Source organism: Rhizobium sp. Root1334 (assembly GCF_001426665.1).
Lineage (GTDB): Bacteria > Pseudomonadota > Alphaproteobacteria > Rhizobiales > Rhizobiaceae > Pararhizobium.
Map to the genome: position 1 here is coordinate 237,989 of NZ_LMEY01000028.1, position 18,104 is coordinate 256,092.

The 18,104-nt window shown below is 59.5% G+C and carries 14 protein-coding genes and 1 pseudogene; 14 read left to right on the top strand and 1 reads right to left on the bottom strand.

Features of this window, described 5'->3' with window-relative positions:
• Positions 1-94: 94 nt before the first annotated feature.
• The 7 genes and pseudogenes from ASD36_RS24590 to ASD36_RS24630 all read left to right on the top strand — a co-directional run bounded on the left by ASD36_RS24590 (position 95) and on the right by ASD36_RS24630 (position 9,111).
• A complete protein-coding gene (locus ASD36_RS24590) occupies positions 95-1,423 on the top strand; it encodes an FAD-binding oxidoreductase (protein WP_060502370.1) in 1,329 nt (442 codons plus the stop codon).
• Between the two features lie 743 nt (positions 1,424-2,166).
• On the top strand, positions 2,167-3,147 hold the full coding sequence (locus ASD36_RS24600; protein WP_060502372.1) for a glycosyltransferase family A protein: 981 nt from the start codon (positions 2,167-2,169) through the stop codon (positions 3,145-3,147).
• Positions 3,148-3,279: 132 nt separating this feature from the next.
• Positions 3,280-4,368, top strand: coding sequence for a glycosyltransferase family 4 protein (locus ASD36_RS24605; protein WP_162246332.1), 1,089 nt, complete (start codon positions 3,280-3,282; stop codon positions 4,366-4,368).
• Between the two features lie 372 nt (positions 4,369-4,740).
• Positions 4,741-6,266, top strand: a pseudogene (locus ASD36_RS24615) (D-aminopeptidase).
• 132 nt (positions 6,267-6,398) lie between these two features.
• Positions 6,399-7,250 carry a D-amino-acid transaminase gene (locus ASD36_RS24620; RefSeq protein WP_060502375.1) on the top strand — a complete coding sequence of 284 codons (852 nt, stop codon included), beginning with the start codon at positions 6,399-6,401 and terminating at the stop codon, positions 7,248-7,250.
• A gap of 26 nt (positions 7,251-7,276) precedes the next feature.
• Entirely contained in the window at positions 7,277-8,314 is a 1,038-nt protein-coding gene (locus ASD36_RS24625) for a P1 family peptidase (protein WP_060502376.1), read from the top strand.
• Complete coding sequence (locus ASD36_RS24630) at positions 8,311-9,111, top strand: M55 family metallopeptidase (RefSeq protein WP_060502377.1); 801 nt, start codon at positions 8,311-8,313, stop codon at positions 9,109-9,111. Before ASD36_RS24625 ends, ASD36_RS24630 begins: the two co-directional genes overlap by 4 nt.
• On the opposite strand, the gene ASD36_RS24635 is transcribed toward ASD36_RS24630, so the two are convergent.
• Positions 9,112-10,053, bottom strand: coding sequence for a LysR family transcriptional regulator (locus ASD36_RS24635; RefSeq protein WP_060502378.1), 942 nt, complete (start codon positions 10,051-10,053; stop codon positions 9,112-9,114). It lies immediately after the preceding gene.
• Positions 10,054-10,235: 182 nt separating this feature from the next.
• Here ASD36_RS24635 and ASD36_RS24640 point away from each other — a divergent pair, with 182 nt between their 5' ends.
• From ASD36_RS24640 to ASD36_RS24670, 7 genes are all read left to right on the top strand, one after another.
• Positions 10,236-11,861, top strand: a complete 1,626-nt coding sequence (locus ASD36_RS24640; protein ID WP_060502379.1) for an amidohydrolase — start codon at positions 10,236-10,238, stop codon at positions 11,859-11,861.
• Positions 11,862-11,920: 59 nt separating this feature from the next.
• Complete coding sequence (locus ASD36_RS24645) at positions 11,921-13,510, top strand: ABC transporter substrate-binding protein (protein WP_060511937.1); 1,590 nt, start codon at positions 11,921-11,923, stop codon at positions 13,508-13,510.
• 91 nt (positions 13,511-13,601) lie between these two features.
• Positions 13,602-14,537, top strand: a complete 936-nt coding sequence (locus ASD36_RS24650; protein WP_060502381.1) for an ABC transporter permease — start codon at positions 13,602-13,604, stop codon at positions 14,535-14,537.
• Between the two features lie 5 nt (positions 14,538-14,542).
• Positions 14,543-15,364, top strand: coding sequence for an ABC transporter permease (locus ASD36_RS24655; RefSeq protein WP_060502382.1), 822 nt, complete (start codon positions 14,543-14,545; stop codon positions 15,362-15,364).
• The gene (locus ASD36_RS24660) at positions 15,361-16,272 is read left to right on the top strand and encodes an ABC transporter ATP-binding protein (protein WP_060502383.1); all 912 of its coding nucleotides are present in this window, start codon (positions 15,361-15,363) and stop codon (positions 16,270-16,272) included. Before ASD36_RS24655 ends, ASD36_RS24660 begins: the two co-directional genes overlap by 4 nt.
• Complete coding sequence (locus tag ASD36_RS24665) at positions 16,269-17,231, top strand: ATP-binding cassette domain-containing protein (protein WP_060502384.1); 963 nt, start codon at positions 16,269-16,271, stop codon at positions 17,229-17,231. The genes ASD36_RS24660 and ASD36_RS24665 overlap by 4 nt, the downstream gene beginning before the upstream one ends.
• 65 nt (positions 17,232-17,296) lie before the next feature.
• Positions 17,297-17,989: a gamma-glutamyl-gamma-aminobutyrate hydrolase family protein gene (locus tag ASD36_RS24670; protein WP_060502385.1), complete on the top strand. Its 693-nt coding sequence runs from the start codon at positions 17,297-17,299 to the stop codon at positions 17,987-17,989.
• Positions 17,990-18,104 lie beyond the last annotated feature (115 nt).

Below are 18,104 nucleotides of genomic sequence, written 5' to 3' on the forward strand. Positions count from 1 at the left end.
GCAGCGCAGTGTCTGCCGCACACATCCTTATCTCCACCGCGACCGGACTGCGGTCGTGGGCTAACGACACTGCCTGTATTCTCTGGAGAGTTTCATGCCTGCGCCCTTGATGACGATTGCCACCGGAACCGATGTACCGGCCCGTGCCGATGCAGTGGTGATCGGGGGCGGAATCGTCGGCACCTCCGCCGCCTATTATCTGGCACGATCAGGCCTCAACGTCGTGCTCCTGGAAAAGGGCCGGATCGGCGCCGAGCAATCGAGCCGCAACTGGGGTTGGTGCCGCCAGCAAAACCGCGATGCCCGCGAACTGCCGATGGCGACGAAAAGCCTCGAACTCTGGGACAGGCTGGCCGCGGAGATCGGCGAGGACGCCGGTTTCCGTCGTTGTGGGCTGACCTATCTTTCTGACAGCGGAAGTGAAATCGAAGGCTGGGCCAAATGGCGCGACTTCGCCATCACCCAAGGTGTGCGCACCTTCATGCTGAGCCCACAGGAGGCGGCAGAACGCGGCCGGGCAACCGGTAAAGCCTGGAAGGGTGGCGTGTTTTCGCAGGATGACGGTATCGCCGATCCCGCCCGCGCCGCACCCGTTCTGGCACTCGGTGTGATGAAGTACGGTGGCGCCGTTCTACAGGAATGCGCGGCGCGGGGCGTGGAACTTTCAGCCGGTCGCGTCAGCGGTGTGGTGACGGAAAAGGGAATGATCGCGACATCGCAGGTGGTTGTTGCCGGCGGCGCCTGGGCGTCGTCCTTCTGTCATCAACTGGGTATCGGAATGCCGCAGGCTTCGACACGCTCCACCATTCTTTCCATCAGCCCCGGCGCCGCAGGCGATATTCCGCCAGCGCTTCATACCAAGGATGTATCGGTAACGGCACGCGGCGATGGTGGCTGGACGCTGGCAGTTTCCGGCCGCGCGCAATTGGACCCGACGCCGCAGAACATTCGCTACGCGAAAGCCTTTCTGCCGATGTTTGCCCGCCGCTGGGGCAATCTTTCGGCCGGCAGCCTACAAGGCTGGGGTTGGGGCCACGAGAGCCGCCGCATATGGAAGCTTGATCGTCCGACACCAATGGAACGTGCGCGCATTCTCGATCCGCGGCCGAACCGCGCGGTTGCCGAGGACACTTTGGCACGAGCGCGAAAGCTGTTGCCGGGATTGTCTGCAAACCCGGTGCAGGCGACCTGGGCCGGGTATATCGACAGCACCCCGGACGGTGTGCCAGTGATCGGCGCGGTGGATCATATTCCGGGCTTCATGATTGCGGCCGGCTTTTCCGGGCACGGATTTGGCATCGGCCCGGGGGCGGGCTTGCTTGTCGCGCAGATGCTGACCGGGCAGGCCACATTGGTGGATCCGGCTCACTATAAGCTGGAGCGTTTCAGTAAAATGTCGTGGGGTAAGGTTTCGGAGTTCTGACCAGGCACTAGTTTGGCAGATTGCGAGGGGGAGCGATCAAATCCAGCATGTCCCATCGAGACAGGAATTGGTTTACTGGACGAGATGCTCTGCATCCTGAAAGATCATCTCAGACGAGAGGCCCGCATGTTGATCGGCGATTGCACAGAGCTGCCATCCACATTTTCAACTTGGCTAGTCCAGGGGCAACGCCCCCGAGCGTGCTGGCTGTTGGCAATGCAGCGAATTTATCGGTCACATGAGCGATCTCCGGCTTATAACCATACGATCGGGCATCGGCTTCTTTTAGCTTGAACGTCCGCTCGCATACCGTCATCGAGCGTTTCAGCAGTCGCGCAGGGATAAGTGCCATAACCTTCATTGGTTTGAAACCATCTCCAAAGCGACAAAGATAACCACCTCATACGCCGTCATGAGCCCGCCAACTGAGCTTCATCACAATGGAGTAATTGCTCCCACAAGAGCGCCGTTGATATTGTGTCGTGCAAACACACCAAGGGAGGGCGCATATATGCCCACCGAAACCGTTGAGCCATATACATTCCGCGTGCTGCCATTTGAGTCCGAGAGGGATCCCACAATTGGAGCATTTTCGAGACGCTCGAAACGTCGAAAGCGACCTCAAAATCGCGCCAACAAACAAATTCATACAAGTATATTATAAATATTATACCGAAATATATTCACGTTATTAAATAATAATTACAATTCACTACACCGCAAGTGGGAAGGAATACAGATAAATGGCAACCGTGGATGTTGTTATTCCTTGTTACAATTACGGGAAATACCTTCGCAGAAGCGTTGAAAGCGTTGTCAGTCAAGCCGGAGTAGACACCAGGGTCCTCATCATAGACGACAATTCACCGGACGATACGTATGAAATAGCCTCAGAATTATCTAGTAAATACAATAATGTGCTCCATACAAGGCACAGTTCTAACATTGGGCATATACGCACATACAATGAGGGGTTGGATTGGGCGGAAGCCGATTACACCCTCCTGTTATCGGCCGATGATTTCTTGATGCCGGACTCTCTCGCATTATCGACAGCCGTCATGGATGCCAACCCCGAGGTCGGGTTTACTTTTGGCAGAGCCCACCGCTGGGACGATGAGCGGATTGAGGAGGCGGGTGAGCACTTCCCTCGAACGCCTAGCAAGACTCAAATTCTACACGGGCACGCGTTCATAAGGTTAGCCGCCGCGCGAAACATTGTCCCTACTCCGACTGCCGTTGTCCGAACAAAGCTCCAAAAGCTTCTCGGCGGATACAAGCAGGAGCTTCCGCATTCGGGAGACATGGAGATGTGGCTCCGCTTTGCCGCCCATGGCTCCGTCGGGATATTGAACGAATATCAGGCAATCTACCGGCAACACAAAACGAACATGTCAAAATCATATCAGGTTCACGGTTGGCTTCCGGACCTGATCCAAAGAGAAGCAGCATTGCGCTATTTCTTCAAGGAAAACTCCCACTTGATGGAAGTCCCGGTTTTTACACATAAAAAGTCGATATATATGCTTGCCAAAGAGGCGTTTAACTACGCAAGCGCCGCATTAAACTTGAACGAAAGTGAAGCTTGCAAAGATCTGGAAAGATACGGGCTGTCGATATCACCGGTTTCACGACTTTCAAAATCGTGGGTCAAGCTGAATTTAAAGAAATGTTTGCAGATATTTCCCCGCTCTCCAAGGCGCCCAAATGCGCAGCTTGATTGACAATTGAGGACGCTTGCCATGAAGCAACAGATGCCTACCAACGAACCTGGCAGGTCAGCTCCGCCTTGCCCAAACCTCATGATAGTGACGCGTCAATTCGGTGCGAGCGGCCAACCATGGATATGGCGGCAAGTGAGCGGGATCCAAGGATTTAAGAAGCAAGTCGTTTGGTGGAAACGCGAGAACACAGTCAGTCAGCCACGAAACGATTTCGAAGAATTCCAAATTTCCGGCGACCCAGCCCCTTATGATAACCGTGGCCGTTGGCTTCACAGGTCCAGAACGGCCATGTCCGGGAACTTCTACGCATCCGTTGGAAAGGAGCGCCGGCAGATCGCGGAATTAATGGCGCAACTACATCCAGGGGTTATACTTTGCTATTTTGGTGACATGGCGATGCGACTATTGCCGGTTGCCCTTGAACAAAAGGTACCTCTTGTCGCTTATTTGCACGGCGACTTTTTATTTAAAACCAACAGATGGTATCGCTGGAGTCTACGCGCCTGCCTGGAACATTTCGCTGCGGTGGTTGTTGTCACGAATGCAGAACGTGATTGGCTCCTCAAACATGGTGTTCCCAGTCATAAGATACACGTCGTACCGTGCGGAGCGCCCATCTCCGTATTCCATCCCGTACGTGATCTCGGCAATTCAGAGCTAAATTTCATTATGGCCTCTCGATTGGCAGAGGAAAAAGGTTGCCACCTATCGATTGCTGCATTTTCCAAATTTCTTAAAATTTTCCCGGCAGCCCGCCTGAGTGTTTTCGGTGATGGTCCTCAGCGCTCTGATCTTGAACAGCTGGTCGCGAAACTGAATCTAACCAACCGCGTTATTTTTCATGGTTACGTAGGCCAGCTTGAACTTGCGCATCAAATGGCGAAGCATGACATCTTCATTCAGCATTCTCTGAGAAAAGAGGGATCTCCCGTCTCGATTGTGGAAGCTATGTCATGTGGATTACCCACAATCTCAACGCCGGTGGGCGGAATTTCGGACCTTGTGATCGATAAGGTGACGGGACTCCTCATTGACGAGGGCGACGTTGGCAGGATGGCAAGCTCGATGGCTTTGTTGGCTGCGGATGAGGATTTGCGCAGGAAATATGGCAATGCCGCCATGGAAAGAGCGGCCAGCCGTTTCAACTCGGACATTCAAACAGAGATATTACAGAAAATACTGGAAGGCGCTTGTGTCAGAGCGGCTAGGACGTTTGTCTAAGCGGCGATAAAACTGGCGAGCAGGTTGTGCGCCGTCCGGCGGGCGGACCGGCGACGAGACGAACGCCCGCAGTTTGCCCAGTCCTTGTTGACGGCAGGATAGACAAATCTCATTTCCGGCGATGCAACAATGAAACCGCCAAGCGCCGTGGCAGCACGTTCCCACGCCGTAATCAACTGACGGGCCGGTGATTGACCGAGCAACGGGAAACAGAATCGCGAGAATATCGAAGCAGGATTTTGCCCGTTGCGATGCCATCAGCCATGGAACAGTATCCCAAAAAATAGAATCAGGGCGAGCGCTGGTTGCACGGCTTCGCAGCAGACGAAAGTTCAGCAGGGCATGATCGACGGCAAGCAGTTCCATGCGGAAATGGATAGCATTCCCGTTCAGTTCCAGGGGCCTGGCGGCGTTGTTGGCGTGGTAAGTCAAGGGCGTGTCATCGCCCGCCATGCCTGGGGTTTTTCCAACCTCGATACGCGAAGCCGGATGACGCCGCAGACACGGCTGCCAATCTGCTCAATCTCGAAACAATTCACCTGCGCGACCCTGTTGGCAACCTGCGGGCAGCCCGAGCATCTGGATGCACGTCTTGCAGACCACCTGCCGAATTTCGAGGGGCCGCTACCGCTTGTGCGCGACCTTTGCAACAACCAGTCTGGCCTGCGTGACTATTGGGCGTTGACCGTTTTGCATGGCGCAAAGGCTGAGCAAACCTTCTCGCGGGCGGATGGAACGTCGGTCCTCTGGCGCACGCGCACCGCGCACTTTGCGCCGGGTACGCGCTATTCCTACAGCAACGGAAATTTCCGGCTCATTGCCGATTTGGTGGAAGAGGTTTCCGGGGAGGCGCTCGAAGCGCTCTATGCCCGGCATGTTTGGCAACCGGCCGGTATGGCGGGCGCCACGCTGACCGCTGATACGAGGCAGCCGGAAGACGGCGTGACCGGTTATGAAGGCAATGATGCAACGGGATACCTGCCGGCGGAAAATGGGATCTATTGGCGGGGCGATGCGGGCATTTCCGCCTCGCTTGATGACATGCTTGCCTATGAATGCTGGATTGACGCGACGCGCGAGGACCCGGACAGCCTCTATCAGCGGATCGCGGCACCCCAAAGCTTCCGCGATGGGACACCTGCCGCCTATGGTTTCGGCCTCAAGCATTCGCAGGTTGGTGATTTCACCTTTACCGGTCACGGTGGTGCCCTGCGCGGCTTCCGCGCTCATCGGATTTGCTCGACACAAGCGCGGCTTTCCGTTGTGGTCATGTTCAACCACCAGGGCGATGCCCATGGAGCAGCTCAGCAGGTGCTGAGGGCCGCACTCGGCCTGCCGCATCCCGTATCGCGGCCGCTGCACAAACGCTATGCGGGCCAATGGATCAGCCATGAGACCGGCCTGCTTGCGCGGCTTGAAACGGGATACGAAACGGTAAGCCTCCGCTTCGGGACTTCGGTCGAGGCGCTGCAGGAAACGCCAGAGGGGAAGCTTGCCTCCCTTGACGTCAGCGTCAGTCAAGAGGGCGCAGATCTCCTCATGCAGCGCCCGCAGGAGAATTTTTCCGAAAGACTGGTGCCGGTGCCCGCCGCGACGCCAGTCGCGGATGTGGAAATTGCAGGGCGCTACCGTTCGGCGGAGCTTGCGGCGGATATCGTCATTGAGCACCGGGACGGCGCCGCTTATCTCACGGCGGAAGGTTTTTTGGGTATCGGCGGCCTGAGATCATCAGGCCTGCAGGGCCGGATCTCTGGATCGTCGTGACGCGCCGGTCCATGGACGCGCCCGCGCCAGGTGACTGGACGTTGCAGGTCATTCGCGATGAAGACGGTCATGTCATCGGGCTGACGCTTGGCTGCTGGCTGGCGCGCGGGATCAGCTATGACCGGTGCGCGTAATGGCGCCAACCGGTTGAAAATTAAAGCCCTAGGCTAATTTTGCATAGGGTGCTGCCCAAATTGAATTGGTCAGCTGCCGCAAATCGTTTCTATGGTCCGCACCAAGGTCAACTGGCGCGGCAAGAGGAACAGATGGGCAGGATCGTCTATGTGCACGGTCAATTCGTACCGGAGGAGGAGGCCCGCATCGGGCTCTTTGATCGCGGCTTCCTGTTCGGCGATTCCGTCTACGAAGTGACAGCGGTGATCGGAGGGCGGATGATCGATAACGACCTGCACCTCAACCGCCTGGAACGCTCACTGAAGGAGCTTGCTATTCCCCTTGCTTTTTCCCGAGCGGAAATTGCCAGCGTCCAGGCAGAACTCATTGCGCGCAACGCCCTGCAGGATGGCACTGTCTATCTGCAGGTCTCGCGCGGCGAAGCGGATCGTGACTTTTTCTATTCCGATGCGCTGGCTCCGCGTCTCGTCGGCTTCACCCAGGCGAAGACGCTGACGGGCACGAAAGCGCAGCAGCACGGCATAGCGGTCAAGTTGGTGGACGATCCGCGCTGGCAACGGAGGGACATCAAGACGACGATGTTGCTCGGCCAGGTCATGGTCAAGCAGGCGGCGCGCGGTAGTGGTTTCGACGATGTCTGGATGGTCGAGAACGGGCTGGTGACGGAAGGCGCATCATCGACGGCTCATGTCATTACCGCCGACGGACGCATTCTGACCCGTGCCGCCTCGCAGGCAACATTGCCGGGCTGCACGCAGCGCGCCATTGCGCGGCTCTGTGCCACAGAGGGACTACAATTGGAGGAACGCGCCTTCACGCCCGAAGAGGCACAAGGCTCCGCCGAAGCCTTCCAGACCTCTGCCTCAAGCCTGGTCATGCCCGTCGTGCGCATCGGCAGCCGAATGATCGGAGACGGTAAGCCCGGTCCCATCACCAGAAAACTCCAGGCCCTCTATCTGGAAGCAGCGGGCGTTCCGGTCTAGGAACGGCGGAACGACAGGGGGATAACATGAAGACGGCACGCGAATTGGGACTGATCCCGCAGGGGAGACTTGAGCCGGGTCTGGGCAATGCCATTACCGATGTCGCGGGTGTTTCGGTTGGCCATAGCTCTGTACGCGGCGATGGGCTTTTCACAGGCGTGACGGCTATCGTGCCTCATGCCGGCGACATTTTTCGCGTGAAGCCACGCGCCGCCGTCGAGGTCATCAACGGTTTTGGCAAGTCGGCCGGCCTGATGCAGGTTGCTGAACTCGGAACGATCGAGACGCCGATCCTGCTTACCAACACGTTCGGGGTTGCGGCCTGCACGGAAGCGCTGATCCGCCGCGCCATCGCCGCCAATCCGGCCATCGGACGAAAGACCTCCACGGTCAACGCACTCGTTTGCGAATGCAATGACGGCAGCATCAATGATATTCAGGCGATGGCAGTGACATCAGCCGACGCCGAAGCTGCGCTGCTCGCTGCCAGCACTGGACCTGTGGACCAGGGCGCGGTGGGTGCCGGTTCGGGTATGACCGCCTTTGGGTTCAAGGCCGGCATCGGTACGGCCTCGCGGCAAATGCGGATCGGCAAGCGCAACTTCACGCTCGGCACTCTGGTGCTCGCCAATTTCGGCGCAACGGGTGATCTCGTCCTGCCAGACGGCCGCCGTCCCGATCCGCGCGCGCCTGCCAGTCCCGAGCAGGGCTCGGTCATCATCGTCATGGCAACAGACCTGCCACTCGGCGATCGCCAGTTGCAACGGGTTGCGCGGCGCGGCGGTGCAGGACTTGCGCGGCTCGGCGCCTTCTGGGGTCATGGCAGTGGCGATGTCGTCCTGTGTTTCACCACCGCAGATCCGGTGGCGCATGACCCGTCAACACCATTCGCCACGCAGGAACGGCTTGCCGATGAGAACATCGACATTGCCTTTCGAGCCGCCACCGAGACGACGCAGGAGGCCGTGTTGAACGCGCTCTGCATGGCCCCCGCCACACCGGCCCGCAACGGCCGGATTTATCCCGCTCTTGCCGACTGGTTGAAGGAGAACCCCACGCCATGAAAGTCTTTATCTCCGCCGATATCGAAGGAACCGCCGGCATTGCCCATTGGGACGAGACCGAGCGCACGCACCCGGACTGGGCCGAATTCCGGGCCTTGATGACTGCCGAAGTGGTCGCCGCCTGCGAGGGCGCGCGTTCTGCCGGCGCGACGGAAGTGGTCATCAAGGACGCCCACGACAGCGGTCGCAATCTCATTCTCGACCGGTTGCCTGATTACGCGCGGATCGTGCGCGGCTGGTCAGGCCATCCGGACTCCATGATGTTCGGGCTCGACGAAGGCTTTGCCGCCGCCATTTATACCGGCTACCACTCCAAGGCAGGCAGCGAGGCCAATCCGCTTGCCCATACGTCCAACCTGCGCATTTCGCGGCTACTGCTGAATGGCGAGGTTGCGTCCGAGTTTACCGTCAATGCGCTGTGTGCTGCGGGTTATGGGGTGCCTTCCGTTTTTCTGGCCGGTGATGACGGCATTTGCGCGGAGGCACGGGCCATGGTGCCGGGCCTCGCGGCCGTGGAGACGCTGGACGGCCGGGGCCGCGCCTCAACGTCCATCTCGCCTGCATGGTCGCGGCGCCTTATCCGCGAGGGCGTAGCCTTGGCGCTCTCGGGCGATTTCGCGCAGGCACTGCCCGCAATGCCGGAGCACTACGAGGTGGTCATCGAATTCAACAATCCGACGGATGCGTATCGCGCCGGCTGGTATCCCGGCGCTCGTGCACACGGGCCCCGTGCGGTCGCCTTCGAACACAGGGATTTTGCCGAAATCCTGCGGGCACTGGTCTTCCTCAAGGTCTGATCAGACCGGCACGCGTTCCAACAGTTGCCCCGCTGTGCGCCAGAGGTCTTCGACCTTTCTGTTGCGGCTCGCGGCGTGGCGATAGAGGCGGATTTCGAGGTCGAGATTCCAGCCCTCGTCTACCGATGCGGGCACCAGGCGGCCAGCCTGCATTTCGTCGCGCGCCAGGCTTTCCGGCAGCCAGCATACGCCTGCGCCCGTCACAGCCATATTCATTTGCCCAGCACTGATTGTATTTTCGTGTGTCGTGCGGCGCCGGAAGGGCGGGCGGCGTAGCCAAAGGCGCGATAGCGCAACCCCGAAGAAGGAATTGAGGCCATAACTCAGGCAGGGAATGGCCAATCGCGGCTGCGCGACAGCGCGGTCAATGAGATTGCGGCCCGGCTGTACATTGCCCGACAGTACGATCTCCGGCGAAACCAGCGGGATCAGCCGGTCATGAGCGACAGTCAGAGAGGCAAACTGACCGCGATCAAGGTGAAACGGCACTTCCGGATGGGCATAGGTCAGGAAGAAATCCGCCTCGTCGTTGACAAGCGCATCGAGGTTGGCTTCGATCCCACCGCGGTCAGGGATGAGCGAGGTGCTGAACGTACTGCCCGCGTCTTCCAGCGCCTTCACCCAACCCGGGAAAAAAGTGACCGTCAGCGTATGCAGCGCGGCAAAGCGGATGAGGCCAGGTTCGTGCGACGGGCGCAATGTCTCACGCGCTGCATAGAAGGTACGGATTGCTTCCTGTGCGACCGGAAGGAAATTACGTCCGGCGGGGGTGAGTTCGGCCGGCATGGTGGCGCGGCTGATCAGTGTCGCGCCTAGCCAACTCTCCAACTGCTTGATCCTCCGGCTAAAGGCCGGCTGCGTGACATTGCGAAATTCAGCAGCCCGCGAAAAGCTGGACGTATCGGCAAGCGTCACGAAATCCTCCAGCCACTTGATCTCCATAAACCGTTCCCCCGATCCTGTTTACCCCGGAAAACGATCATAAGTCATTCAATCAAAATGGGTATGCCGATTTCGCATGGGGTGGTGCCAAAACCGAATTGGCCAAGTCAGCCACAACCTTCCACGTTGTGTGTGGAGGAAATAGGTACCGGTTCGTCCGGTGCCCACAGGGGGAGCTGTGAATGGCATTCGCAATCGAAGCCGATCTTATCGTGCACAATGGCCGCATTTGGCGCGGCCGGGAGGAGGGCATCAGCGAGGCTGTTGCCGTGTGGCAAGGTAAGGTTCTTGCAACGGGCAGCGATGCCGACATGTTGAGCCTCAGGGGGCCGCGTACCGAGGTCATTGATCTTGAGGGTCGCTTTGCCAGCCCCGGCCTCATCGACAATCACCTGCACCTGATCTCCACCGGCATCACCATGGGCTGGGTGGATGCAACGCCCGCTGCCGCACCAACGCTGGCCGCCTTGATGGCGACACTTGCCGAGCGCGCCGCAGCTACCCCGAAGGGCGGTTGGGTCCGTGCACGCGGTTATGACCAGGTCAAGCTCGATACCGGTCAGCACCCGACGCGCGAGGATCTGGACCGCGCCATCCCCGACCACCCGGTGCTGCTGACACGCGCCTGCGGCCATGTGGCCATCGCCAATTCGCAGGCACTGAAACTGGCCGGCGTCACCGAGGCGACGCCGGTCCCAGACGGCGGCGTCATCGGTCTCACGGACGGCCGCCTCAACGGTCTCTTCGCCGAAAATGCCATGAACCTGATCAAGGCGGCGATGCCCGAGGTAACGACTGAAGAGCTTGTTGACGGTATCGAACGGGGCGGGCGTTACCTGCTGTCGCTCGGTATCACCAGCTGCATGGATGCGGCGGTCGGCCAGCTCTCAGGCTTTGCGGAAATTCAGGCCTATGAAATGGCCAAGGTTTCCGGCCGCCTGCCGGTTCGTGTCTGGCTGACGCTGCTTGGTGATCCCGGTGTTTCGATCGTTGAGGACTCCTGGCGGGCCGGCCTTATTTCCGGTGCGGGTGACGACATGCTGCGCGTCGGTGCGGTCAAGATCTTCCTTGATGGTTCGGCCGGGGGACGCACCGCCTGGATGTCGAAACCCTATCTGGGCGAACCCGACAATATAGGCGTACAGATGCTGCCGGATGCCGAAGTCGAGGCGATCGTCAAATCCTGTCATGACCGCGGCTACCAGATGGCCTGCCATGCCATTGGCGACGGCGCGATCGGGCAGTTGATCACCGCCTACGAGAAGGCGCTGGCCGCCAATCCCGATCCGGACCGGCGCCACCGCATCGAACATTGCGGTTTCTCGACGGCCGAGCAGGACGCGCGCATGAAGGCGACCGGCATCCTGCCGGCACCGCAGATGGCCTTCATCCACGATTTCGGCGATAGCTACATTTCCGTGTTGGGCGAAGAACGGGGCAAGCCTTCCTACCAGATCGGCACCTGGATGCGCATGGGCCTCAAGCCTTCAACCGGATCCGACGCGCCGGTCTGCTCGCCCGATCCCTTCCCGAACCTGCATGCCATGATCACCCGTAAGACCGGCAAGGGGACGGTGATGGACGATGCCGAAAAACTGAGCCGCGAGGAGGCGCTTCAGGCCTATACGGAATTCGGCGCCTATTCGCAGAAAGCCGAGGCCGTGAAGGGCAGGCTGGTGCCGGGCCAATGGGCCGACATCGCGGTCTTCGACAATGACCTTCTGGAGGCCCCTGCGGATACTATCCTCTCAGGCACGCGCTGCCTGTTGACCCTGCTTGCAGGCCGCGTCGTGCACGATGCGCGATAGAGACTTGCCGGACTAAATTATCGAAACGATGCCGAAAACGGCACGAGAGGGAGAACGACATGCTGAAAAAACTGACACTCGCCGCAATGCTGAGCCTCAGCGTCGCAACCGGGGCTCTTGCCGCCGGCGAACGTTCCGGCGGAACACTCGTCTTCACGGCGCCGTACGGCTCAAGCTTCGCCACGCTCGACGTGCAGGCGAGCCCCAACACGCAGGAAGAATTCATCACGCAGGCCATCCACCGCGGTCTCTACAGCTGGAACTCGATCGAGAACAAGCCGGTGCTCGAACTGGCGGATTCCGAAGACGTCTCCGAGGATGGCACGGTCCACACCTATCACCTGCGCAAGAACGCGGTGTTCCACAACGGTAAGCCGCTGACGGCCGACGACTTCATCTACAGCTACAAGCGCATCGCCAATCCGAAGAATGCGTTCCCAGGCGCCAGCTTCATCGCCGTCATCAAGGGCGCCGACGAGTTCATCGCCGGCAAGGCGGACGAAATTTCCGGTCTCAAGAAGATCGATGATAACACGCTGGAGATCACCTACACCGGCCCGATCAACCCCGGCTTCCCACTGATGCAGAACACGACGGTCATTTACCCGTCAAATGTCGAGGATGAATCAAGCTTCGCCAAGAACCCCATCGGCCTCGGCGCCTTTGTCTTCAAAGAGCATGTGCCGGGCTCGCAGGTCGTCGTTGAAAAGTTCGACAAGTATTACGAGGAAGGCAAGCCCTATCTGGACCGCATCAACATCGTGTTGATGGCCGAAGACGCTGCGCGCGACGTCGCGTTCCGCAACAAGGAAATCGACGTCTCGATCCTTGGCCCGACGCAGTACCAAGCCTATCAGGGCGAGGAAGGCCTGAAGGATCACCTGCTCGAAGTCGCCGAGGTCTATACCCGCAATATCGGTTTCAACCCGGCATTCGAACCCTTCAAGGACAAGCGGGTGCGTCAGGCGATCAACTATGCGATCAACGCACCGCTGATCATCGAACGCCTCGTCAAGAACAAGGCCTATCCCGCCTCCGGCTGGCTGCCGCTCTCTTCGCCGGCCTTCGACAAGGACAAGGCTGCCTATGCCTTCGACCCGGAGAAGGCCAAGGCCTTGCTTGCTGAAGCCGGCTATGCCGACGGGTTCGAGTTCGAGGTGACGGCGAGCCCCAACGAAAGCTGGGGCGTGCCGATCGTCGAGGCGATTCTGCCGATGCTGAAGAAGGTCGGCATCACCGTGAAGCCGAAGCCGGTCGAAAGCTCCGCACTTGGCGACGCCGTGACGTCGAACACCTTCCAGGCCTTCATCTGGTCAAACCTGTCTGGTCCCGACCCGCTGAATGCGCTGCGCTGCTTCCATTCCAAGACGCAGCAATCGGCCTGCAACCATACGAGCTATGCGAGCCCCGAATTCGACAAGCTCTATGAGGCGGCCCAGCAGGAGCGCGACCCGGCCAAGCAGAACGATCTGCTGCGCCAGGCCAACAACATCGTGCAGGACGACGCACCGGTCTGGTTCTTCAACTACAACAAGGCGGTCATGGCCTACCAGCCGTGGATTCACGGCCTCGTTCCGAACGCAACGGAATTGGCGGTCCAGCCCTATGACGAAATCTGGATCGACGAAACGGCGCCCGCTCGCCAGTAAGCCTTGAGAGGTTCGGAGGTGGCCGTGGAAACATCACGGCCACCTCCGCATCGATTGCCGTTCCGTAAGGCCGGCCAAACCGGGACCGCTCATGCTTCGTTTCACCCTGCGCCGTATCCTGCAGATCATACCCACCGTCGTCGTGGTGGCGCTGCTTATTTTCGTCATTTTCTCGGTGGTGCCTGGCACCTTTGCCGCCAGCCTGTTTGCCGATGGCAAACGCGCCGCCGACCCGCAGATGATCGCCCGCCTCATCGAGGAATTTGGGCTGAACAAGCCGTTGATGGAGCGCTTCGTGACCTATGTCACGGACCTTGCGCAATTCGATCTCGGCACCAGCTTCCGCACCCGCCAGCCGGTCATCGACCTCATCAACGACCGGATGTGGGCTTCGCTGAAACTGGCGATCGCTGCCATGGTCTTTGCCCTTGCCGTCGGCGTGCCGCTCGGTTTTCTCGCCGCAATGAGACCCGGCTCAATACTCGATACAGTGACGATGATCGGTGCGGTCTCGGGCCTGTCCATGCCGCAGTTCTGGCTGGGCCTTCTGGCCATGTATCTGTTTGCCCTGCAGCTGAACTGGCTGCCGAGCTTCGGTTATGGCAACGGGTCGTTCCAGAACCTTATTCTTCCTGCCGTCACGCTCGGCGTTACGCCGCTTGCGCTCCTCGCACGAACCACGCGGGCAGGGGTGCTCGATGTGCTGAACGCCGATTTTATCCGTACCGCCCATTCCAAGGGCATGAGCGAAATCAAGGTGGTGCGCTGGCATGTGGCGCGCAATGCGCTGGTCCTGATCGTCACGACGGTTGGCCTGCAATTCGGCTCGCTGATCGGCCAGGCCGTCGTCATTGAAAAGCTTTTTGCCTGGCCTGGCATTGGTTCACTGCTGGTCGATAGCGTTGCGATCCGCGATATCCCCGTGGTGCAGGGCACCATCCTCGTCATCGTGCTGTGGTTCCTCGTCATCAATACTGCCGTCGATCTGATCTATGCCGCGATCGACCCACGCATCAAGCAGGAGTGACGGCAATGCGTCTCGGCTTCAATTTCTGGCTCGGCACCGGCCTGACGGCACTGGTGATTTTCGCTGGTGTCCTCGCTCCGTGGATCGCGCCCTTCGACCCGGTACTCGACGCAGACCTGATGAGTTCCGAACTGCCGCCTGACGCTACCTTCTGGTTCGGCACGGATGCTCAGGGACGCGACGTCTATACACGTATTCTCTTCGGTGCGCAGATTTCGCTGACGGTCGGCATTGTCTCGCAGGTGATCAACTCAATCATCGGCGTCACACTCGGCATGACCGCCGGCTATTGGGGCGGCTGGTGGGACGATCTGGTAAACGGCCTCACCAACGTGATGCTCGCTATTCCCTCACTGATCTTCGCGCTCGCAGTTATGGCGGTGCTCGGGCCGGGCCTGCCGTCTCTTCTTGTCGCACTCGGCCTCACCAACTGGAGCTGGACTTGCCGCATCGCGCGCTCCTCGACGCTGTCGCTGAAATCGCAAGGCTATGTGCAGGCAGCACAAACGCTGGGGTATGGAGACCTGCGCATCATGTTCACCCAAATCCTGCCCAACATGATGGGGCCGATCCTCGTTATGGCGACGCTCGGTATGGGGTCGGCGGTACTGTCGGAAGCAGCCCTTTCCTTCCTCGGCCTCGGCATCCAGCCGCCGTTTCCGAGCTGGGGCTCAATGTTGACCGACGCGCGCCAGCTCATCCAGCTGGCACCATGGGTCGCGATCTTTCCCGGCCTTGCCATTTTCCTGTCGGTGCTCGGTTTCAACCTTCTCGGCGACGGTCTGCGAGACAGCCTCGACCCACATATGAGGACGCGCAAGCCATGACAGCTCCGCTTCTCGACATCAGAAGCCTGCATCTGGGTGTGGCACTCGGCCGTTCCGCCCACCACCCGTTGCTCAAGGGTGTCTCTTTCCAGATCATGCCCGGCGAGGCCTATGGCCTCGTCGGAGAGTCCGGCTCCGGCAAGTCAGTGACATCGCTTGCCGTGATGGGGTTGCTGAAGAGGCCGCTGGCCGTCTCCAGCGGCGAAATCCTGTTCAAGGGGCAGAATCTGCTGACTTTGCCAAAACGGGAAATGCGCCGCCTGCGCGGCAACCGTATCGCCATGATCTTCCAGGAACCGATGACCGCGCTGAACCCCCTGTCCACTGTCGGCCGGCAGATCGCCGAAATGTTTGTGCTGCATCAGGACAAGAGTTGGAACGAAGCCCAGAAGCTTGCGATCGACGCGCTCGCCAGCGTTCGTGTCCCCAACCCGGACCGGCGCGCGAAAAACTATCCGCACCAGATGTCGGGCGGCCTTCGTCAGCGTGTCATGATCGCCATGGCGCTCGCCTGCAATCCCGACCTGTTGATCGCCGACGAACCGACAACAGCGCTCGACGTCACCGTACAGGCCGAAGTGCTGCGCCTGATCAAGGAACTCTGCGCCGAACGCGGCACGGCCGTACTCTTCATCAGCCACGATCTCGGCGTCATCGCCAGCATCTGCCAGCGCGTCGGCGTCATGTATGCCGGCTGTCTCGTCGAGGAGAACGAGACGAGGGCGCTCTTCGATACACCCCGGCACGACTATACGAAAGGGCTACTCGGCGCCCTGCCTCGCCTTGGCAGCCGCAGTCAGCATGGCCGCCAGCGGCTGGTCGATATCGACAGCATCATTGCCGACCGCTCGAAGCTGACCGAGACCCGCTTCATCGCCCCGCGCGGTATAGAGGGGAGCCAGCCATGACCGCCCCGCTGCTGCAGGTGGACGACCTGCATGTCCGTTTTCCGATTTCCGGGGGCGGCCTGCTCGGCAGAGGCCGGCGCATGCTGCACGCCGTCAACGGCATCAGTTTTTCGCTTGCCAAAGGGGAATGCCTCTCGATCGTCGGCGAATCCGGCTGCGGAAAGTCGACAACCGCGCTCTCGATCCTCGGCCTTCAGGAGCCGACGGAGGGCATGATCCGTTACCGTGGCCTGCCTCTCGCCGGCCCTGGCGCGCCGGGACGTATGCAGCGCGCCAAGGCAGTACAGATGGTGTTTCAAGACCCCTACGCCTCGCTCAATCCGCGCCAGTCAGTACGCAGCTCGCTTGCGGCACCGCTGCGTTTGCATGGCTTTACCGCTGGCTCGGAAATCGACGGCCGCATCGAAGTCATGCTCAAGAATGTCGGCCTGACACCCGAGCACGCAAACCGATATCCGCATGAATTTTCCGGTGGCCAGCGCCAGCGTATCGGCATTGCCCGTGCCCTGATCCTCGAACCGGAGATCGTCGTGCTCGACGAGCCGGTATCGGCTCTCGACGTCTCGATCCGGGCGCAAATCATCAACCTGTTGCTGGACCTTCAGGAAAAACTCGGTCTTTCCTACCTGATGATCAGCCACGACCTCAGCGTGGTCGAGCATATGAGCGACCGGGTGCTGGTGATGTATTTCGGACAAATCGTGGAAGAAGGCGGATGGCGGGAAATCTTCGAAGCGCCGGCGCATCCATATACCCGCCGGTTGATCGCCGCCATTCCCGATCCGGAGAAGGCACTGAACACGGCCGAATTACAGGATTGTGTTTCCGATGTGCCGCAATTTGCCGGCCGCAGCTTCATTTCCGACGGCAGCACGGCGCCGGATGTTTTTACGGCACCTGCGCCTTCCGAACTGGTTGAGATCGGTGCCAGTCATAAAGTCCGGCTGGCTTCGGCATAGGGCTATGACAACTCCGGTAAGCCAGAGCAGCCAGAAGTAAGCTATAAACAACAGGTGGGAACAGAATGGGCCGCAAACCGAAAATCGCCGTGATCTTGGATGAAAACACCAGCTCTGGTGGCGACGGCTATGAGATCTCCAAGAACTACTTCTCCGCCATCAGCCGAGCCGGCGCCATTGGGTTCGGTATTCCATATCAGCATGACGTGATCGGCCAGGTGGTCGAAGAGTTCGATGGCTTCTTGAGCGTCGGTGGGCGCATCCACTTTCCGACGGAATGGTACGTCGAAGGCGACCAGTCCCAATACCCGGCGTCCGAGCGTCTCGCCGTCGAAATGGCGCTCATGGAAGGATTTCTTAGCCGCGACAAGCCTGTGCTCGGTATCTGCAATGGTATGCAAATGCTTGGGTGCCTCAACGGCTGCCGAATGGTTTCGGATGTGCATTCCTCGTGGCCCGGTGCGCTCAACCATGACCAGACCGATACGTTCCATCCCGTACACATCCCCAGTGGCACCAGAATGTCTGAAATTCTCAATGCCGAGACATTCGACGTCAATACCTTCCATCGGGAGGCGATCGTCGACATATCCGGCAGCGTGGTTGTTACCGCCCGCGGTCCAGACGGTGTTGTCGAAGCCATTGAGGTGAGATCGCAATCTTTTGCCATGGGCCTGCAGTGGCATCCGGAACGGCTCGACACCGCGGACCACCCGGGCGCTCGCATATTTGATGCGTTTGTGAAAGCTGCGAGCTAGGGAGTGTCGGACCAATAAATATCGACGGCGTCCGGATCGTTGCCGCCGTGAGATAGGCAAAGTTCCCGACAAAAGAGCTGCCCCTCGGCCGTTTTGCATTGTTCAACGCATTTCG

Bases quoted from the DNA above. Each gene is read 5' to 3' on its own strand.
- ASD36_RS24590 (WP_060502370.1), top strand. From the start codon at position 95: ATGCCTGCGCCCTTGATGACGATTGCCACCGGAACCGATGTACCGGCC.
- ASD36_RS24600 (WP_060502372.1), top strand. From the start codon at position 2,167: ATGGCAACCGTGGATGTTGTTATTCCTTGTTACAATTACGGGAAATAC.
- ASD36_RS24620 (WP_060502375.1), top strand. From the start codon at position 6,399: ATGGGCAGGATCGTCTATGTGCACGGTCAATTCGTACCGGAGGAGGAG.
- ASD36_RS24625 (WP_060502376.1), top strand. From the start codon at position 7,277: ATGAAGACGGCACGCGAATTGGGACTGATCCCGCAGGGGAGACTTGAG.
- ASD36_RS24630 (WP_060502377.1), top strand. From the start codon at position 8,311: ATGAAAGTCTTTATCTCCGCCGATATCGAAGGAACCGCCGGCATTGCC.
- ASD36_RS24635 (WP_060502378.1), bottom strand. From the start codon at position 10,053: ATGGAGATCAAGTGGCTGGAGGATTTCGTGACGCTTGCCGATACGTCC.
- ASD36_RS24640 (WP_060502379.1), top strand. From the start codon at position 10,236: ATGGCATTCGCAATCGAAGCCGATCTTATCGTGCACAATGGCCGCATT.
- ASD36_RS24645 (WP_060511937.1), top strand. From the start codon at position 11,921: ATGCTGAAAAAACTGACACTCGCCGCAATGCTGAGCCTCAGCGTCGCA.
- ASD36_RS24650 (WP_060502381.1), top strand. From the start codon at position 13,602: ATGCTTCGTTTCACCCTGCGCCGTATCCTGCAGATCATACCCACCGTC.
- ASD36_RS24655 (WP_060502382.1), top strand. From the start codon at position 14,543: ATGCGTCTCGGCTTCAATTTCTGGCTCGGCACCGGCCTGACGGCACTG.
- ASD36_RS24660 (WP_060502383.1), top strand. From the start codon at position 15,361: ATGACAGCTCCGCTTCTCGACATCAGAAGCCTGCATCTGGGTGTGGCA.
- ASD36_RS24665 (WP_060502384.1), top strand. From the start codon at position 16,269: ATGACCGCCCCGCTGCTGCAGGTGGACGACCTGCATGTCCGTTTTCCG.
- ASD36_RS24670 (WP_060502385.1), top strand. From the start codon at position 17,297: ATGGGCCGCAAACCGAAAATCGCCGTGATCTTGGATGAAAACACCAGC.